Source organism: Rhizobium zaerense (assembly GCF_051810725.1).
Lineage (GTDB): Bacteria > Pseudomonadota > Alphaproteobacteria > Rhizobiales > Rhizobiaceae > Rhizobium > Rhizobium leguminosarum_I.
The window spans coordinates 3,191,793-3,208,262 of record NZ_CM132690.1 but is presented as its reverse complement, the minus strand read 5'-3'; the positions used below and the strand labels follow the sequence as shown (position 1 = coordinate 3,208,262).

At 58.9% G+C, this 16,470-nt stretch carries 18 protein-coding genes; 8 read left to right on the top strand and 10 right to left on the bottom strand.

From position 1 onward, the window contains the following. Window positions 1–460: 460 nt before the first annotated feature. Together ACS4RR_RS15530 and ACS4RR_RS15525 are read right to left on the bottom strand one after the other, a co-directional pair. The gene (locus ACS4RR_RS15530; protein WP_017964116.1) at window positions 461–751 is read right to left on the bottom strand and encodes a DUF982 domain-containing protein; all 291 of its coding nucleotides are present in this window, start codon (window positions 749–751) and stop codon (window positions 461–463) included. 1 nt (window position 752) lies between these two features. After that, window positions 753–1,010 carry a hypothetical protein gene (locus ACS4RR_RS15525; protein WP_456188993.1) on the bottom strand — a complete coding sequence of 86 codons (258 nt, stop codon included), beginning with the start codon at window positions 1,008–1,010 and terminating at the stop codon, window positions 753–755. 496 nt (window positions 1,011–1,506) lie between these two features. Here ACS4RR_RS15525 and ACS4RR_RS15520 point away from each other — a divergent pair, with 496 nt between their 5' ends. Beyond that, complete coding sequence (locus tag ACS4RR_RS15520) at window positions 1,507–1,686, top strand: hypothetical protein (RefSeq protein WP_017964118.1); 180 nt, start codon at window positions 1,507–1,509, stop codon at window positions 1,684–1,686. Between the two features lie 152 nt (window positions 1,687–1,838). Here the strand turns inward: ACS4RR_RS15520 and ACS4RR_RS15515 are convergent, their stop codons facing one another. The 6 genes from ACS4RR_RS15515 to ACS4RR_RS15490 all read right to left on the bottom strand — a co-directional run bounded on the left by ACS4RR_RS15515 (window position 1,839) and on the right by ACS4RR_RS15490 (window position 7,423). Beyond that, window positions 1,839–2,150, bottom strand: coding sequence for a hypothetical protein (locus ACS4RR_RS15515; RefSeq protein ID WP_170262064.1), 312 nt, complete (start codon window positions 2,148–2,150; stop codon window positions 1,839–1,841). A gap of 212 nt (window positions 2,151–2,362) precedes the next feature. Beyond that, window positions 2,363–2,797 (bottom strand): DUF3597 domain-containing protein, encoded by a 435-nt coding sequence (locus ACS4RR_RS15510; protein ID WP_222383870.1) that lies wholly within the window; start codon window positions 2,795–2,797, stop codon window positions 2,363–2,365. 329 nt (window positions 2,798–3,126) lie between these two features. Next, window positions 3,127–3,900: an amino acid ABC transporter ATP-binding protein gene (locus ACS4RR_RS15505; RefSeq protein WP_162118789.1), complete on the bottom strand. Its 774-nt coding sequence runs from the start codon at window positions 3,898–3,900 to the stop codon at window positions 3,127–3,129. 35 nt (window positions 3,901–3,935) lie between these two features. Next, window positions 3,936–5,090: an amino acid ABC transporter permease gene (locus ACS4RR_RS15500; RefSeq protein ID WP_017964123.1), complete on the bottom strand. Its 1,155-nt coding sequence runs from the start codon at window positions 5,088–5,090 to the stop codon at window positions 3,936–3,938. 1 nt (window position 5,091) lies between these two features. Beyond that, window positions 5,092–6,294, bottom strand: coding sequence for an amino acid ABC transporter permease (locus ACS4RR_RS15495; RefSeq protein ID WP_260110762.1), 1,203 nt, complete (start codon window positions 6,292–6,294; stop codon window positions 5,092–5,094). A gap of 103 nt (window positions 6,295–6,397) precedes the next feature. Next, on the bottom strand, window positions 6,398–7,423 hold the full coding sequence (locus tag ACS4RR_RS15490; RefSeq protein ID WP_017964125.1) for an amino acid ABC transporter substrate-binding protein: 1,026 nt from the start codon (window positions 7,421–7,423) through the stop codon (window positions 6,398–6,400). A 361-nt stretch (window positions 7,424–7,784) separates the two neighbouring features. On the opposite strand from ACS4RR_RS15490, the gene ACS4RR_RS15485 reads away from it, so the two are divergent. Then, the gene (locus tag ACS4RR_RS15485; protein WP_260110763.1) at window positions 7,785–8,975 is read left to right on the top strand and encodes a cystathionine beta-lyase; all 1,191 of its coding nucleotides are present in this window, start codon (window positions 7,785–7,787) and stop codon (window positions 8,973–8,975) included. A gap of 31 nt (window positions 8,976–9,006) precedes the next feature. Here the strand turns inward: ACS4RR_RS15485 and ACS4RR_RS15480 are convergent, their stop codons facing one another. Then, complete coding sequence (locus tag ACS4RR_RS15480; protein ID WP_456188992.1) at window positions 9,007–10,161, bottom strand: FAD-dependent monooxygenase; 1,155 nt, start codon at window positions 10,159–10,161, stop codon at window positions 9,007–9,009. 27 nt (window positions 10,162–10,188) lie between these two features. Next, a complete protein-coding gene (locus ACS4RR_RS15475; protein WP_017964128.1) occupies window positions 10,189–10,434 on the bottom strand; it encodes a zinc-finger domain-containing protein in 246 nt (81 codons plus the stop codon). 158 nt (window positions 10,435–10,592) lie between these two features. On the opposite strand from ACS4RR_RS15475, the gene ACS4RR_RS15470 reads away from it, so the two are divergent. The 6 genes from ACS4RR_RS15470 (at window position 10,593) to clpA (ending at window position 16,456) form a co-directional block, all read left to right on the top strand. Beyond that, on the top strand, window positions 10,593–11,378 hold the full coding sequence (locus ACS4RR_RS15470; RefSeq protein WP_260110765.1) for an alpha/beta fold hydrolase: 786 nt from the start codon (window positions 10,593–10,595) through the stop codon (window positions 11,376–11,378). Window positions 11,379–11,506: 128 nt separating this feature from the next. Continuing rightward, window positions 11,507–12,340, top strand: coding sequence for a serine O-acetyltransferase (cysE, locus tag ACS4RR_RS15465; protein ID WP_011651805.1), 834 nt, complete (start codon window positions 11,507–11,509; stop codon window positions 12,338–12,340). Window positions 12,341–12,480: 140 nt separating this feature from the next. Further along, window positions 12,481–12,684: a DUF3126 family protein gene (locus ACS4RR_RS15460; protein WP_003539277.1), complete on the top strand. Its 204-nt coding sequence runs from the start codon at window positions 12,481–12,483 to the stop codon at window positions 12,682–12,684. 273 nt (window positions 12,685–12,957) lie between these two features. Further along, window positions 12,958–13,326, top strand: a complete 369-nt coding sequence (locus tag ACS4RR_RS15455; RefSeq protein ID WP_456188991.1) for a phasin family protein — start codon at window positions 12,958–12,960, stop codon at window positions 13,324–13,326. Between the two features lie 276 nt (window positions 13,327–13,602). Continuing rightward, window positions 13,603–13,953: an ATP-dependent Clp protease adapter ClpS gene (gene clpS / locus ACS4RR_RS15450; protein ID WP_017988219.1), complete on the top strand. Its 351-nt coding sequence runs from the start codon at window positions 13,603–13,605 to the stop codon at window positions 13,951–13,953. Between the two features lie 10 nt (window positions 13,954–13,963). After that, on the top strand, window positions 13,964–16,456 hold the full coding sequence (gene clpA / locus ACS4RR_RS15445) for an ATP-dependent Clp protease ATP-binding subunit ClpA (protein ID WP_017964131.1): 2,493 nt from the start codon (window positions 13,964–13,966) through the stop codon (window positions 16,454–16,456). Window positions 16,457–16,470: the final 14 nt, after the last annotated feature.

Here is a 16,470-nt window from a genome sequence, read left to right as displayed (position 1 = left end):
AGAGCCCCGCAGTTTCCGATGCCGATGCAATATCAAAGACGCGCGCCAGTGGTGCCGGAACTGCCCGCTGCGCAGAACTGAAGGTCTGTCGGACGCCGTTTGTCGGTTTGTCGCGGCCACAACGGTGTTGTTGCTACCAATGATCGGCGTCTGATTTCTATTTCGATTCGCGTGACGCGAAAGACCATGCGGCGGCTTTCACGTATTTCATGCCTTTGACGAGGTCCAACGGGTAGCGTATTGCAGCTAGTCACTACAGGTGGGATGTCGTTTCGCCCGATATGATCCACTCACGCCCGCAGCTTGATCTGGGAGGGCTCACAGGACCAGTGCTATCCGGCATTTCCTCAGCATAGCAGGCAGGCTGCAGCTCTCCGCCATCCATCCTACCTAGCCCCAGAATTCGGCCTCGGCGATCAGCGTGGCTGCGCGCCGTTTCTGCCCGATCCAGGCGGTGATCTCAGTGAACGACCGAGAGGTAGCGGATGCCGGCTTCATCAGCCGCTCTCATCAGCGCTTCCCGCGCGGCGTTTGCGGGCGTGGTGCCGCGGATCGCGTCGAGGCATGTCTTCACCGCTACGATATACTCCTCGCCATCATCTCCAGGCCATTCGGAAATGAGCATGATGGCTGCGTCGCCGAGGGTTCTGACGACGCTGTATTTATCTTGGCCGCTCATGAGCATCCTCAGGGCGGGAAACTGATGCGATGTGTACCGATTCATGACATTTGGTCCTTGCATCATCAACATATTAGTAACCCTGCAAAAAGCGTTCCAACGGGAGCTGCTGCATGATCATCCGCGGATGGTTCCGCAACAACGGCCGGCAACGGAACGGGGAGATTCGATGCAGTCGCAGAGCGGTCAAACCGATCAAACCGATCTGGGTCAAAGCGCGGCCGAGCAGATCCGAACTGGTCTTGGGATGCTTCTCGGACGGATGACAGGCTCCAATGAGGGCTGCCGTTACCATGACCGCACCGGAGTACACCGAGAACACGAGGTTCATCACTCCGCGATGAGGGCCACCGATCCCATCAAAAACCGTGAGATGTCGTTTTACTGTTGAAATCGTAAGTTGTTGTTTTGTCAGGCGCAGCTTTCGATCGGACTATCTGGATTGTTAAAATGCTTAGGGCTATTGCCCTTGTCCGATTGGGCAGAAATTCGAGGCAATGCCTAGACAACCAAGTGGCCGGGAACTTGTTTTAAACACATTGCCGTCCTATTGATTCTTCTATCGAAATTGCTTGTCGAGCTTGGTTTGCGCCCTTGGCGTCCCAGCTGATCTTTCCTTTCAAAATCGATTTCTGCGCCGTCCGGCAGCCGCCGGAGGGTGATTGTCATGCCGGTTGAGGGGGATCGTCATGAACGCAGGCAATTCTTTGATCGACGCAAGCCTCCGCCAAACACCCATCGTCGCTGCCTGATATGCCTTCGGTCTTTGCCCGCGGATGTCAACGGCGCCATTCAGGCTGGGTTTTCCAGCCATTGAGGAGAATTTCATGAGCAAGACCAATGCAGAAGCACTGTTGCGCAAAATGCAGCGCCAGGTCGCCAATACCAGTGGCGGTGGCCATCTCGGCGGCACCAACTTCGGTCAGGGCAATGACGCCAAGACCTCGTCCGGAAGCGGCAATCGACCGGCAGGCAAGGGCAGGCCGCCAAGTGGCGGCAAACGCTGACGACAGCGCCGCGCGTCTTTTAAGCCGCGCAAAGGACGCTGTAGCATTTTGAAGGGCTGCATCGCGATCGAAGACAACCCCGCCATAATGGTGGGGTTTTTGTTTGATGCGCCTCTGAAGGCCTACGGCGGATTGGATCTGCTCGGCTCTTCTCAGCGATCCAGGAAATGATCGAAGTAGACCTGGGGGATGGGGTAGGCGTAGACGCCCCTGTCGACGAAACTGTACCTATAGAGGCAACTTCTGAGAGCCGCGTTGTAATAGAGGCTGTGCGGGTCCGTTGAGCCGCGTCGCCATGAGCCAGCCTCCGGCACGCACTGCTGAAGCACTTTATCGTATCGAGCCAGGAGCGCCGGGTCGGTATCGACCCGAATGCCGCTGTAGGACTGATAGTTTGAAGGAGATTCTGCGGCCGATATACAGCCCAGGCTAAGTGCAAGACCAACGACTGCCATCAATCTCATTGGATTTATTCCCCCCTGATCGATTATCGAAGTATCGAGCAGAACGTTATTAGTTCCAGTGCCTGCGGGCAAGGCCCGCTTGTTGCGGCATCTACATCGGCGGCGTGATCTTCCGGATGGCCGACCGTGAGAAATGAGCGAGATCATCTCGCGAAGCGCACCGGCGGCTTGAGAGCTGCCGCCACAGGATGGCGGCAGCAATTCTGTACCGATCAATCCAAGAGATCGGCGGGAACCTTGCCGCCATTTTCCGAAAGCCGCTTCATCAGCGCCTTGTGCAGCCACACATTCATTTTTGCGGAATCGTTGGCGTCGCCGGTATAGCCGAGTTCAGCGGCAAGTTCCTTGCGCTCGGTTAGGCTTGCATCCATCCCAACGGCTTTCATCAAGTCCACGATCGAGTGGCGCCAATCGAGTTTCTGGCCGCTCTTCTTCACAGCCGCGTCAAGGATCGGGACGATATCGACTGTGGCTGTCGCGGTGGCAGGCTTGCTCTGCGGGGCAGGGGCAGCAGGCCTTGGACTGGGCGCTGCCGACGGTGAGGCAGGCGCTTGCGCCGGCTCCATCTTCGGCGCGCCGGCAGCAACGGGTTCGGCTGCTTTCGCCTCTCCGAAGATTGCATGTTTGATTTTGTCGAAAATGCCCATTCTAAACCTCCAGTTCCATCAGATGAGAACATGCTGAAACATGGACTTCCCGCCTGATATATCCAGGCGGGAAGGGAGTTATTTTTAACACGTTCAATCTTTGGTAGAAAAGCCAATGCGGCGTGTGATCGATCTCGAGGAAGAGCTCCGATCGGATTATTCGCCGCCTCCCGCTGAACATGCAAAACCCGCCGAGCCAGCGGCTCGGCAGGTCTTTTCAAAGGATGCTTCGATCTAAAGCATGCAAAAGTGAGCAGCGGTTTGCGACAACATGCGTAAAAACAAGGGCCTAAAGCGCGGGGAGAGAAACCGAAAGATCGTGACCCGCTTTAGTGCAGGATCTGGCTGAGGAACAGCTTGGTGCGTTCGTGCTGCGGATTGTCGAAGAACTCGGCCGGTGAATTCTGCTCGACGATCTGGCCCTGGTCCATGAAGATGACGCGGTTGGCGACCTGGCGGGCAAAGCCCATTTCATGCGTGACGCAGAGCATGGTCATGCCTTCCTCGGCAAGACCCACCATGGTGTCGAGCACTTCCTTGATCATTTCGGGATCGAGCGCCGAGGTCGGCTCGTCGAACAGCATGATCTTCGGGTTCATACACAGCGACCGGGCGATCGCCACGCGCTGCTGCTGGCCGCCGGAGAGCTGGCCCGGATATTTGTTGGCCTGCTCCGGGATCTTGACCCGCTTGAGGAAGTGCATGGCCACTTCTTCGGCTTGCTTCTTCGGCATCTTGCGGACCCAGATCGGCGCCAGCGTGCAGTTTTCGAGGATCGTCAGGTGCGGGAAGAGGTTGAAGTGCTGGAACACCATGCCGACTTCGCGCCGCACTTCGTCGATCTTCTTCAGGTCGTTGGTGAGCTCGGTGCCATCGACGATGATTTTGCCCTTCTGATGCTCTTCCAGGCGATTGATGCAGCGGATCATCGTCGACTTGCCCGAGCCCGACGGACCGGCGATGACGATACGCTCGCCACGCATGACCTTCAGGTTGATGTCGCGTAGCACGTGGAAATCGCCGTACCACTTGTTCATGTTGACGATCTCGACCGCCACTTCCGTCGCGGAAACGGTGAGCTTTTTCGCTGGAGCTTCAGCCATGACTATTTTCCCTCATTTTTATCGTTTTAGCGTTCTTATCGTTTGTGGCCGGTATCGAGATGGCGTTCCATGAAACCTGAATAGCGCGACATGCCGAAGCAGAACAGCCAGAAGATGAAGCCCGCGAAGATCAGACCCGTGATCGGCGTGACAGCGCTTGCCCAGTTGGCATCTGAGAAGTTCAGCTTGACGATGCCAAGCAGATCGAACATGCCGATAATGGTGACCAGCGACGTGTCCTTGAACGTTCCGATGAAGGTGTTCACGATGCTCGGGATCACCAGCTTGATGGCCTGCGGCATGATGATCAGCCGGGTTTTTTGCCAATAGCCGAGGCCAAGTGAATCGGCGCCTTCGAACTGGCCCTTCGGGATCGCCTGAAGGCCGCCGCGGATCACTTCCGCCATATAGGCCGACGTGAAGATCGACACACCGATCAGCGCCCGAAGCAGTTTGTCCACGTTCCAGCCTGTGGGAAGGAAGAGCGGCAGCATGACACTTGCCATGAACAGAACGGTGATCAGCGGAACGCCTCGAATGACCTCGATGAAGGTAACGCAAAGCATCCGGATGACGGGCATCTTCGAGCGGCGTCCCAGCGCGAGCAGAATGCCGCAGGGTAAAGAGACGGCAATACCGACAAAGGATAGAACGAGCGTCACCATCAACCCGCCCCAGAGCGGAGTATCCACCACTTCGAGGCCGAAGCCGCCGTGAAGAAGCCAGAAGGCGAGGACCGGCAGGACGGCGAACAGAAGAATGGCGTTCATGCCCTTGCGCGGCGCCGACGGGATCAACATCGGGACCAGCAGCAGAATGAACAGGATCCCGACGATCGCCGGCCTCCAACGCTCACCGAGCGGATAGCGGCCGAAAATAAACTGATCGTACTTGGCGCTGATGAAGGCCCAGCATGCACCGCTCCAGCCGTCAGGCTGGATGCCGCCCTGGATCGTCGTCGCGCAGAATGTGCGGTCCGGGCCTGACCATACGGCCTGGATGAACAGCCAGTTGACGAGATGCGGCACGGCCCATGCGATGAGCGCAAGAGCCAGGATCGTCAGGATCACGTCCTTCGGAGTTGCCAGGAGATTGCGGCGTATCCAGGCGACGGCCCCCGTCTCGCCGGGGGGCGGCGGTTCGGCGGCAAGGATGGACGTTCTGACAAAGGGTTTATCGGCGACCGACATCTTATCTCTCCACCAGTGCCATCTTGGCATTGAACCAATTCATGAACAGCGACGTGAGAATGCTCAAGCTGAGATAGACGATACCCCAGATGCAGACGATCTCGATCGCTTGACCGCTCTGATTGAGGATCGTGCCACCGACGGCAACGAGATCCGAGAAACCGATCGCGATGGCGAGTGAGGAGTTCTTGGTCAGGTTCAGGTACTGGCTCGTCAGCGGCGGGATGATGATACGTAGCGCCTGCGGCACCACGACAAGTCTCGTCACGCTCGATGGATGCAGTCCCAGCGCGCCGGCTGCTTCGGATTGTCCCTTTGCAACGCCGCGAATGCCGCCGCGAACGATCTCGGCGATGAACGAGGCGGTATAGAAGGACAGAGCGAGAAACAGCGACATGAATTCGGGGCCGACGACGGAGCCGCCCGTGAGGTTGAATTTTCCGGCAATCGGAACGTCGAAGGTGAGCGGAAAGCCGGAGACAACGAAGACCAGCAATGGCATGCCGACGATCAGCGCGATCGACGTCCATACGGTGTGGAACGGCTGGCCGGTTGCGGCTTGGCGCTTGTGGGCCCAGCGCACGATGATGATGGTGGCGACAATCGCAATCAGCAGGGCGATGGCGACCGCTATCATGCCTGTCTCAAAGATCGGCTTCGGGAAGGCTAGTCCTCTGTTGTTGAGGAACATGCTGAACGGCAGACCCACCGACTCGCGCGGCTGCGGCAAGACGGAGAGAACGCCGAGATACCAGAAAAAGATGACGAGCAGCGGCGGAATGTTGCGGAAAACCTCGACATAGACCGTGCAGAGCTTGGCAACCAACCAATTGCGCGACAGCCGGCCGATCCCGATCAGGAAACCGATGATGGTCGCCGTGAAGATCCCGGTCACCGCCACCAGCAAGGTATTCAGAATGCCGACGAGAAGTGCGCGCGCATAAGTCGAGTCACTCGAAAAGCTGATCAGCGACTGGCCGATTTCGAAACCGGCGCGACCGCGAAGAAAGCCGAAACCCGATGCCGTATTGCTGCGGGCAAGGTTCGCGGCCGTGTTGTGGGCCACCCACCACACAAAGCCCACGAGGACAACGATTGTTAGAACCTGGTAAAATATGCTCCGGTATTTCGGGTCGTACATTGCCGACCGGAAACTCCAGCCGGTGCCATGCAAAGGTGTCGAATCCACAGCCTCATGCGTCATGCCGCGCCAATCCCCTTGTGCCCGTTTTCGGGCTTTCTTTTTAGCTTTTTGGAAGCGGGAAGGCGGCTTGGCCGCCTTCCCGGTATTTCATGCCAGGGCTCGATTAACGAACCGGCGGTGCGTACTGGATGCCGCCCTTGTTCCACAGGGCATTCAAGCCGCGTGCGATCTTGAGGGGGCTACCCTGACCGATGTTGCGTTCGAAGATTTCGCCATAATTGCCGACGCCCTTGATGACATTGGCGGCCCAATCATTGGTCAGGCCGAGGTCGGTGCCGATCTTGGTATCGGCCTCGCTGCCGAGGAAGCGCTTGATATCCGGGTTCGGCGAGTTCTTCATCTCGTCGACATTTGCCTGGGTAATGCCGAACTCTTCGGCATTGATCAGCGCATAAGCCGTCCAGGAAACGATGTCGAACCACTGGTCGTCACCCTGACGGACGGCCGGGCCAAGCGGCTCCTTGGAGATGATCTCAGGAAGGATGACGTGTTCGTCGGGATTCTTCAGCGTCAGACGCAACGAATAGAGACCGGATTGGTCGGTCGTGTAAACGTCGCAACGACCGGCGTCATAGGCGGCGTTGACCTCAGGAAGATTTTCGAAGACGACCGGATTGTACTGCAGATTGTTCGTCTTGAAGTAATCGGCGAGGTTCAGTTCGGTAGTCGTGCCTGACTGTACGCACACTGCGGCGCCGGAGAGTTCGAGAGCCGACTTCACGTTCAGACCCTTGCGCACCATGAAGCCCTGGCCGTCGTAATAGGTGACAGGACGGAAGTTGAAGCCGAGAGCGGTGTCGCGATTGATCGTCCAGGTCGTATTGCGCGAGAGAACGTCGATTTCGCCGGACTGCAGAGCGGTGAAGCGTTCCTTCGCATTTGTCGGCGTGTATTTGACCTTGGTGGGGTCGCCGAACACGGCCGAAGCGACGGCCTTGCAGAAGTCGACGTCGAAGCCGGCCCAATTGCCGGAAGCGTCAGGTGCGGCAAAGCCGGTAAGGCCGGTATTGACGCCGCACTGAACGAAACCCTTTGCCTTGACGTCTGAGAGTGTGGTGGCGGAGGCGGCCGAGGCGCCAGCTGCCAAAACTGCTGCGCCGATGGCGGCCGACAGGAGCTTATTTTTCATTTTCCCAACCTTTTCCGTTGTCTTATCTTTTCTTGTGGAGAGTGCGTGCGAACAATCCGTGCCGCCTCCCCATTGTCTCGACACCCTCCCGGCGCGAGTGACCCTATCACAGTCGCAAATGTCACTATGGTCAAGTGTCGCGCCCAATAATTGCCGCAAAATTCAGAATTTTGGTAGATTGCGCTGCATTCGTGGGCGGCTGGCTATGAAATAGGCGTCCGGTTGCGGAAAAATAACGCGAAAATCGAAATTTCCATCATTTCGGATCGTCGCCTGCAACCGATCTTCAAGGGGTTGACCCGAAACGGCGGGGCGTCCAAAAGTCTGGTTTCGCGACCCTTCGCCAAAGGCTATTCCCGACATGAAAGACAAAGACAGCTTGCTGCAGAATGCCGGCATCAACACCCGCCTGACCCATATCGGCAACGACCCGTTCGACTATCACGGCTTCATCAATCCGCCGGTCGTGCATGCCTCGACTGTGTTGTTTCCGAATGCACGGGCGATGGAGACGCGCACGCAGAAATACACCTACGGAACGCGCGGCACACCGACGACGGATGCGCTCTGCGAGGCGATCGACGCGCTCGAAGGCTCGGCCGGCACGATCCTCGTCCCCTCGGGCCTTGCGGCCGTCACAATTCCGTTCCTGGGTTTCGTCGCTGCCGGCGATCATGCGCTGGTGGTCGATTCGGTCTATGGTCCGACGCGCCATTTCTGCGACACGATGCTGAAGCGCCTCGGCGTCGAGGTGGAATATTACGATCCGGAGATCGGCGCCGGCATCGAGACGTTGTTCCGGTCGAACACGAAGCTCGTCCATACCGAGGCCCCCGGCTCGAATACGTTCGAAATGCAGGATATTCCGGCAATCTCGGCGGTTGCGCACCGCCATGGCGCCGTCGTCATGATGGACAATACCTGGGCAACGCCGCTCTATTTCAGGCCGCTCCATCACGGCGTCGACATCTCGATCCACGCATCGACGAAATATCCGTCCGGCCATTCCGATATTCTGCTCGGAACGGTTTCGGCCAATGCCGAGCATTGGGAGCGGCTGAAGGAGGCAAACGGTGTGCTCGGCATCTGCGGCGCACCCGATGATGCCTACCAGATCCTACGCGGATTGCGCACCATGGGCCTGCGCCTCGAGCGGCATTATGAAAGCGCGCTCGATATCGCGGAATGGCTGGAGGGCAGGGAGGATGTCGCCCGCGTGCTGCATCCGGCCCTGCCGAGTTTCCCCTCCCACCATCTCTGGAAGCGCGATTTCAAAGGTGCCAGCGGCATCTTTTCCTTCGTGCTTGCCGCCGATGGTCCCGAGAAGTCCAGAGCAAAGGCGCATGCCTTCCTCGACGCGCTCAGGATTTTTGGTCTCGGTTATTCCTGGGGCGGCTATGAAAGCCTCGCCTTGCACGCCTATCTCAACGATCGCACGGTCGCCAAGGCTCCGACGGACGGTCCGGTCATCCGCCTGCAGATCGGCATCGAGGACGTGGCCGATCTCAAGGCCGATATCGAGCGGGGTTTTGCCGCCGCAAGCGCCATCTGATCGGACACGCTTTGTCGTCGCTGGCAGCGGCTCACGGCAGATCTGCAGCCCGATAGCCGTAGATCCAGTCGAGATCTGCCGCCAGGCTTAGCGGCGGCTTGAGGCCGAGCACGAGATCGCGGCCGATCCGGATCGGCCCTTTCGCATGATAGGCAAACCGGTTGAAGGCGCCGCGCTGGCGAAGCTTCGCGATGCGCGGCGCGCGATGTCGTTCGAAGAGCGCCAGTGCTTCCGCCACGGGACGGTTCGAAAGAAATGCGGCCAGTTCATAGCCGTCTTCGATCGCCATCGCCGCTCCCTGGGCGGCAAACGGCATCATCGCATGTGCGGCGTCGCCGATCAGAACCGTCTTTCGGCCGTCCTGCCATGCGCCTGATGTGGTTTCGAACAGTGGCCAGAACGTCAGCTTCCGGTGTATTTCGAGTAGTGAGACGATCGAGGCGTTCCAGCCGGAAAGGCGCGCCCGCAGCTGCACCCGCTGCTCGGCCGTCGGCTCGCTTTGCCAGGCCTGCGGCGCGATATTGCCGGCGGTGATCGCCACCATGTTGAAGCTGCCGGTCTCCCTGAGCGGATAGCAGACGAGATGTGCCGAGCCGCCGAGAAAAGCCGAAACGCTTGCCCGGTCGAGGAAACCAGGCGCCTCATTTTCGGGAATGGTAAAGCGGTAGGCGATATTGCCGGAAAAGCGCGGCGAGGGGCTGCCCGGAACGGATTGCCGAAGCTTCGACCAGACGCCGTCGGCGCCGATGATAACATCGGGCGCCCGCTCGAAAGGCGGTAGGATCGAGACCATCCGCACGCCGAGGTGAAGCCGGCAGAGCGGATCGGCCGTAACCGCATCCAGAAGGGCTTTTTGCAATGTGGTGCGGTGCAGGACGCCATAGGGAGCGCCCCAGCGTTCCCGCGCGAATTTGCCGGCCGGCACCGTCGCGAGTTGGCGAAGCGAACTGCCTGATATCAGCCGGATCGCATCCGGCTCGAGCCAGACCTTTGACAGTCCCTCAAGGATACCGAATTCGGCAAGGATGCGAGAGGCGTTCGGCGAAACCTGCAATCCGGCGCCGATGTCGGTGAGTTCGCCCGCCTGCTCGAAGATCTCCGAACTGATACCCCGGCGCGAAAGCGCAAGGGCAGCGGTCAGCCCTGATATGCCGGCGCCGATGATGGCGGCATGTTCGATCGGCATTGTCCGTCCGATCCGGATCTGGACTGACTACGCCGCCTTCACGTGGAAAACGCAACCGGCCGGATTGGTCTGGCTGGGCTTGAGCGCGGAATTGAAACGATAGAGCGTCGAGCAATAGGAACAGACCTTCTCGTTGTCGTCGCCCATGTCGATGAAGATATGCGGATGATCGAAGGGAGCCGAAGCGCCGGTGCACATGAATTCCTTGACGCCAACTTCGATAACGCTGTGACCGCCGTCGTTCTGGAAGTGGGGAATGTTGTGGCCGGCCATGTCGCTCTCCGAATGCTTTGAAATGTGCGCGAACCTTATAAGCCTTCGCCGCAAATGTGTAGAGCCAAACCGCCGCGCCAGGCACAGTTTTTAGCCACAGTTTTTGGCTTCACGATGAAAGGCCGCTCGACTATGGTCGCGCCAAAAAGGAAGGCCCGATGAATTTAAATACACCCGCATTTTCAAGCTTTACCCATGATGGATTGCAGCTCGCCTTCTTCGATGAGGGCGATCCGGCCGGTGTGCCCGTGTTGTTGATCCACGGCTTTGCCTCGACCGCTAACGTCAACTGGGTGCATCCGGGCTGGCTGAAGACGCTGGGCGATGCCGGCTACCGGGTGATCGCCATGGACAATCGCGGCCATGGCGCAAGCGACAAGCCGCACGATGCCGAAGCCTATCGTCCATGGATCATGGCCGGCGATGCGGTCGCGCTGCTCGACCATCTTGGCATCCCCAAAGCCAATGTCATGGGCTATTCGATGGGCGCGCGTATTTCCGTCTTTGCCGCACTTGCCAATCCCCATCGGGTCCGTTCGCTGGTGCTCGGCGGCCTCGGCATCGGCATGACCGACGGCGTCGGCGATTGGGACCCGATCGCCGATGCGCTGCTGGCGCCCTCGCTCGACGCGGTGACGCATGCCCGCGGACGCGTGTTCCGCGCCTTCGCCGAGCAGACGAAGAGTGACCGCGTCGCCCTTGCCGACTGTATCCGCGGCTCGCGCGATCTCGTTGCCCGCTCCGATATGGCCAAGCTCGACATGCCGACGCTGATCGGCGTCGGCACCAAGGATGATATTGCCGGCTCGCCGCAGGAATTGGCGGCGCTGATGCAAAATGCCGAGGCGCTGGATATTCCGGGCCGCGATCATATGCTCGCCGTCGGCGACAGGGTTTTCAAGCAGGCGGTGCTGGCCTTCTATGCAAGGGTCGCCCATCGCTGACAACATCGTGATGCCGAAAAACCATGCTAAAAAACCATGGCGACGGCACCCATTTATGTTATTGGCGTTTTCCTTTATATATTGGCATTCCGAAAACGGCATTCCTTCCGGCAACGAGGAGAGCGGCGATGGTCGCAAAGACTGACATCCGTGCTTTTGAGACAGGCCATCCGCTGAAGGTGATGGACCCCATCTGGGACAGCCTGCGCGAGGAAGCCCGGCTCGCCGCCGAACGGGATCCGGTTCTCGCCGCCTTCCTCTATTCTACGGTGATCAACTACCATTCGCTCGAGGAATGCGTCATCCACCGCATCTGCGAACGTCTCGATCATCCCGACATGCAGGCGAACCTCCTGCGCCAGACCTTCGAGGAAATGCTTCTCGACTGGCCTGACTGGAGTTCCATCCTGCGCGTCGATATCCAGGCGATCTATGACCGCGATCCCGCATGCCTGCGCTTCATGGAGGCGGTGCTTTATTTCAAGGGCTTCCATGCGCTGCAGACACACCGTCTCGCCCATTGGCTGCTGAACCGCGGCCGGCGTGATTTCGCCCTCTATCTGCAGAGCCGCTCTTCCAGCGTCTTCCAGACCGACATCAATCCGGCCGCCCGGATCGGCAAGGGCATCTTCCTCGATCACGCCACCGGCCTCGTCGTCGGCGAGACGGCTGTCATCGGCGACAACGTCTCGATCCTGCACGGCGTCACACTCGGCGGCACCGGCAAGGAGGGCGCCGACCGTCATCCGAAGATCGGCTCCGGCGTCATGATCGGCGCCGGCGCCAAGATCCTTGGCAATATCGAGATCGGCTACTGCTCACGTGTCGCAGCCGGCTCCGTTGTCTTGAAGGCGGTGCCTCCCAAGAAGACGGTGGCGGGCGTTCCGGCTAAGGTCGTCGGCGAGGCCGGTTGTTCCGAGCCGTCGCGCAACATGGACCAGGTGATCGGCGCCGATATCTGAGCGCCCGTTGGAAACAGGGATAGGAGAAATCGGCGGGATCCGAGCGAGGAGGGCCATGAGCAGACGGCAACCTTGCCTTTACACCGCTGCATTTCCTGTGCAAGAAGCGGCCAATCAAGACCGCTTACGGAGATGACAGAGTGAAGCCAGAAGAAATCAAGAAGCTCGACGCCTATTTCAAGCGCATGTTCAATCCGCAGATGATCGTCAAGGCGCGTCCGCGCAAGGATGATTCTGCGGAAGTCTATCTCGGCGAAGAATTTCTGGGCGTCGTCTATATCGATGACGAGGACGGTGACCGCTCCTACAACTTTTCGATGGCGATCCTCGACGTCGATCTCTGATCGCGTTCGACCAATTTAGCTGAGCCGGGCGGCACGATCCGCCCGGTTTTTTTTGTCTTTTGTGCTCACGAGTAAAATTTTTTTTAAAGCTTATAGTTGCAGCATCGGCCTATATATTAGCGAAATCCGTTAAAGACGTACGTGCCCCGGGACATCGGCTTTGTTTTATTATTGTCATGCAACCCAAAGATGTGTTGCATCGCACAAGACTACTTGACTATTTGTGCATTGCAGCTACCCTGCGGCCATCAACAGCCCAACGGAGGATGGCTTATGTTCAACTTTGACGATGCTAACAAGAAGAGCAAGGAAGCCGTCGACACGGCCTTGAAAACCTATTCCGACACGACCAAGGGCTTTCAGGCGATCGCCGCCGAAGCCACTGAATATTCTAAGAAATCCTTCCAGGACGCAGTGACGCATTTCGAAACGCTGGCCGGCGTCAAGAGCTTCGAGGCGGCCTTCGAGTTGCAGACGAGCTACGTCAAGGCGTATTTCGAAGGCTTTGTCTCCGAGACGACGAAGCTCAGTGAGATGTATGCCGATCTCGCCAAATCAGCCTACAAGCCCTATGAAGCACCGATCGCCGCTGCCGTGGTCAAGAGCGCCAAGTCGGCGGCGGCGACGCCTGCTGCTGCATGAACTGATTTTGACGGCGCAACCTGCGCTACATATTGAAAAATGAGGACCGGCTACGCATCTGTAGCCGGTCTTTTTGTTTCCACTTTCGCTGCAGCGCCCGCATGGGATCGACCGGGGACTTTTTTGGTCTTTCCCGTGCATGCCGGCCATTTCTTGATTGCAGTGTCTGACAGGGGGCTTAAAATCAGCCTATTATGAACTAAGTTAGTGTTTCAGATATTCGGCGGGAAAAGCACCCTCCCATGCTCCGCTGGATTGCTTGAGGAATGAATGACAATGATCGCAAAGCCGATCCGGATGCAGAACGACAGCGAAAGGAACGGGGACAACGCAAATCGAACCTCGGTCATCACGCGCACCAAGCCGAAGACCAAGAAGCCCAATCTTTATCGTGTGCTGCTTTTGAATGACGACTACACTCCCATGGAATTCGTCATCCATATTCTGGAGCGTTTTTTTCAGAAGGATCGTGAAAGTGCCACCCGCATCATGCTCCATGTCCATAACCACGGCGTCGGCGAATGCGGAATATTCACATACGAGGTAGCGGAAACGAAGGTCAGCCAGGTGATGGACTTCGCCCGGCAGCACCAGCATCCGCTGCAATGCGTCATGGAAAAGAAGTGAGGATCTGAACGTGCCAACATTTTCGCCTAGTTTAGAGAAGGCGCTCCATCAGGCACTGACCTTTGCCAACGAGCGGCACCACGAATACGCGACGCTCGAGCATTTGCTGCTTGCCCTGATCGACGATGCCGATGCGGCCGCGGTCATGGGTGCCTGCAATGTCGATCTCGACGCGCTGCGCAAGACGCTCGTCGAATATGTCGATAACGAACTTTCTAACCTGATCACCGGTTATGACGAGGATTCGAAGCCGACCTCCGGATTCCAGCGCGTCATTCAGCGTGCGGTCATCCACGTGCAGTCGTCCGGCCGCGAAGAGGTGACCGGCGCCAATGTGCTCGTCGCGATCTTCGCCGAGCGCGAAAGCCATGCCGCCTATTTCCTGCAGGAGCAGGAGATGACCCGCTACGATGCCGTCAACTACATCTCGCACGGCATCGGCAAGCGCCCCGGCGTTTCGGAAGCGCGTCCCCCGCGCGGCGCCGAAGACGAAGCCGAAAGCAGCAAGCCGACGGCGCGCGGCGGCGAGGAAGAGGGCGGCCCCAAGAAACAGCAGGACGCGCTCAAGGCCTACTGCGTCAATCTCAACGAGAAGGCCAAGGGCGGCAAGATCGATCCGCTGATCGGCCGTCACGCTGAGGTGAGCCGCACGATCCAGATCCTGTGCCGCCGTTCGAAGAACAATCCGCTCTACGTCGGTGATCCCGGCGTCGGCAAGACGGCGATCGCCGAAGGCCTTGCCAAGCGCATCGTCGAAGGCAAGGTGCCGGAAGCGCTCGCCGATGCGACGATCTTCTCGCTCGACATGGGCACGCTCTTGGCCGGCACGCGCTACCGCGGCGATTTCGAGGAGCGCCTGAAGCAGGTCGTCAAGGAACTGGAAGAATATCCGGGCGCCGTGCTCTTCATCGACGAGATCCACACGGTGATCGGCGCCGGCGCCACCTCGGGCGGCGCGATGGATGCATCGAACCTCCTGAAGCCGGCCCTGTCATCGGGCGCGATTCGCTGCATCGGTTCGACAACGTACAAGGAATACCGCCAGTTCTTCGAGAAGGACAGGGCGCTGGTCCGTCGTTTCCAGAAGATCGACGTCAGCGAGCCGTCGATCGATGATGCGATCGAGATCATGAAGGGCCTGAAGCCCTATTTCGAAGAGTATCACCACCTGCGTTATTCGAACGACGCCATCAAGTCGGCCGTCGAATTGTCGGCCCGCTACATCTCCGACCGCAAGCTGCCCGACAAGGCGATCGACGTGATCGACGAAACCGGTGCGGCCCAGATGCTGCTGCCGCCGTCGAAGCGCCGCAAGCTGATCACCGAAAAGGAGATCGAGGCGACGGTCGCCACGATGGCGCGCATTCCGCCGAAGACCGTCTCCAAGGACGATGAAGCCGTGCTCGCCAATCTCGAGCAGGAACTGCGTTCGGTGGTCTACGGCCAGGATATCGCGATCGAAGCTCTTTCGACCTCGATCAAGCTGGCGCGTGCCGGTCTTCGCGAGCCGAACAAACCGATCGGCGCCTATGTCTTCTCCGGTCCGACCGGCGTCGGCAAGACCGAGGTGGCAAAACAGCTGGCATCGTCGCTCGGCGTCGAACTCCTGCGCTTCGACATGTCGGAATATATGGAGCGGCACACGGTTTCGCGTCTTCTCGGTGCACCTCCCGGCTATGTCGGCTTCGACCAGGGCGGCCTCCTCACAGATGGCGTCGACCAGCACCCGCATTGCGTGGTCCTGCTCGACGAAATCGAGAAGGCGCATCCCGACATCTACAATATCCTGTTGCAGGTCATGGACCACGGCACGCTGACCGACCATAACGGCAAGAAGATCGACTTCCGCAACGTCATCCTGATCATGACGACCAATGCGGGCGCATCCGAAATGGCCAAGGCTGCAATCGGTTTCGGTTCGTCCAAGCGCACCGGCGAAGACGAGGAGGCGCTGACCCGTCTCTTCACGCCGGAATTCCGCAACCGTCTCGACGCGATCATTCCCTTCGCGGCGTTGCCGACGGCGGTCATCCACAAGGTCGTGCAGAAGTTCATCATGCAGCTGGAGGCCCAGCTTTCCGAAAGGAACGTCACCTTCGACCTGCACGAGGATGCGATCGCCTGGCTGGCGGAAAAGGGTTACGACGAGAAGATGGGCGCCCGCCCGCTTGCGCGCGTCATCCAGGATACGATCAAGAAGCCGCTCGCCAACGAAATCCTCTTCGGCAAGCTGAAGAAGGGCGGCGTCGTCAATGTCACCGTCGGCCCCAAGGAAGACGGCAAGCCCGGCATCGTGCTCGAAGCCATTTCGGAAACGGCGCCGATCAAGCCGAAGCCCGAAGCCGAGGTCGCCCACCCCGAAGTCGACGGCGAGGATGACGGTGAGCTGAAGACGAAGGCGGCCCGCAAGGCGCGCGCCAAGACAGCCCCGCGGGCCGAGCCTGAGGTTCGCGACGCTCCGAAGAAGGGAAGCGCGGTTCCGAAGGTTCCACGCAAGAAGTAAGATAGTGTCACCGA

Coding starts and splice junctions, on each gene's coding strand:
- cysE (WP_011651805.1), top strand. CDS start 11,507: ATGGTCGCAAAGACTGACATCCGTGCTTTTGAGACAGGCCATCCGCTG.
- ACS4RR_RS15480 (WP_456188992.1), bottom strand. CDS start 10,161: ATGCCGATCGAACATGCCGCCATCATCGGCGCCGGCATATCAGGGCTG.
- ACS4RR_RS15505 (WP_162118789.1), bottom strand. CDS start 3,900: ATGGCTGAAGCTCCAGCGAAAAAGCTCACCGTTTCCGCGACGGAAGTG.
- ACS4RR_RS15510 (WP_222383870.1), bottom strand. CDS start 2,797: ATGGGCATTTTCGACAAAATCAAACATGCAATCTTCGGAGAGGCGAAA.
- ACS4RR_RS15470 (WP_260110765.1), top strand. CDS start 10,593: ATGAATTTAAATACACCCGCATTTTCAAGCTTTACCCATGATGGATTG.
- ACS4RR_RS15495 (WP_260110762.1), bottom strand. CDS start 6,294: ATGACGCATGAGGCTGTGGATTCGACACCTTTGCATGGCACCGGCTGG.
- ACS4RR_RS15530 (WP_017964116.1), bottom strand. CDS start 751: ATGTTGATGATGCAAGGACCAAATGTCATGAATCGGTACACATCGCAT.
- ACS4RR_RS15515 (WP_170262064.1), bottom strand. CDS start 2,150: ATGAGATTGATGGCAGTCGTTGGTCTTGCACTTAGCCTGGGCTGTATA.
- ACS4RR_RS15520 (WP_017964118.1), top strand. CDS start 1,507: ATGAGCAAGACCAATGCAGAAGCACTGTTGCGCAAAATGCAGCGCCAG.
- ACS4RR_RS15475 (WP_017964128.1), bottom strand. CDS start 10,434: ATGGCCGGCCACAACATTCCCCACTTCCAGAACGACGGCGGTCACAGC.
- ACS4RR_RS15455 (WP_456188991.1), top strand. CDS start 12,958: ATGTTCAACTTTGACGATGCTAACAAGAAGAGCAAGGAAGCCGTCGAC.
- ACS4RR_RS15490 (WP_017964125.1), bottom strand. CDS start 7,423: ATGAAAAATAAGCTCCTGTCGGCCGCCATCGGCGCAGCAGTTTTGGCA.
- ACS4RR_RS15485 (WP_260110763.1), top strand. CDS start 7,785: ATGAAAGACAAAGACAGCTTGCTGCAGAATGCCGGCATCAACACCCGC.
- clpS (WP_017988219.1), top strand. CDS start 13,603: ATGATCGCAAAGCCGATCCGGATGCAGAACGACAGCGAAAGGAACGGG.
- ACS4RR_RS15500 (WP_017964123.1), bottom strand. CDS start 5,090: ATGTCGGTCGCCGATAAACCCTTTGTCAGAACGTCCATCCTTGCCGCC.
- ACS4RR_RS15525 (WP_456188993.1), bottom strand. CDS start 1,010: ATGAACCTCGTGTTCTCGGTGTACTCCGGTGCGGTCATGGTAACGGCA.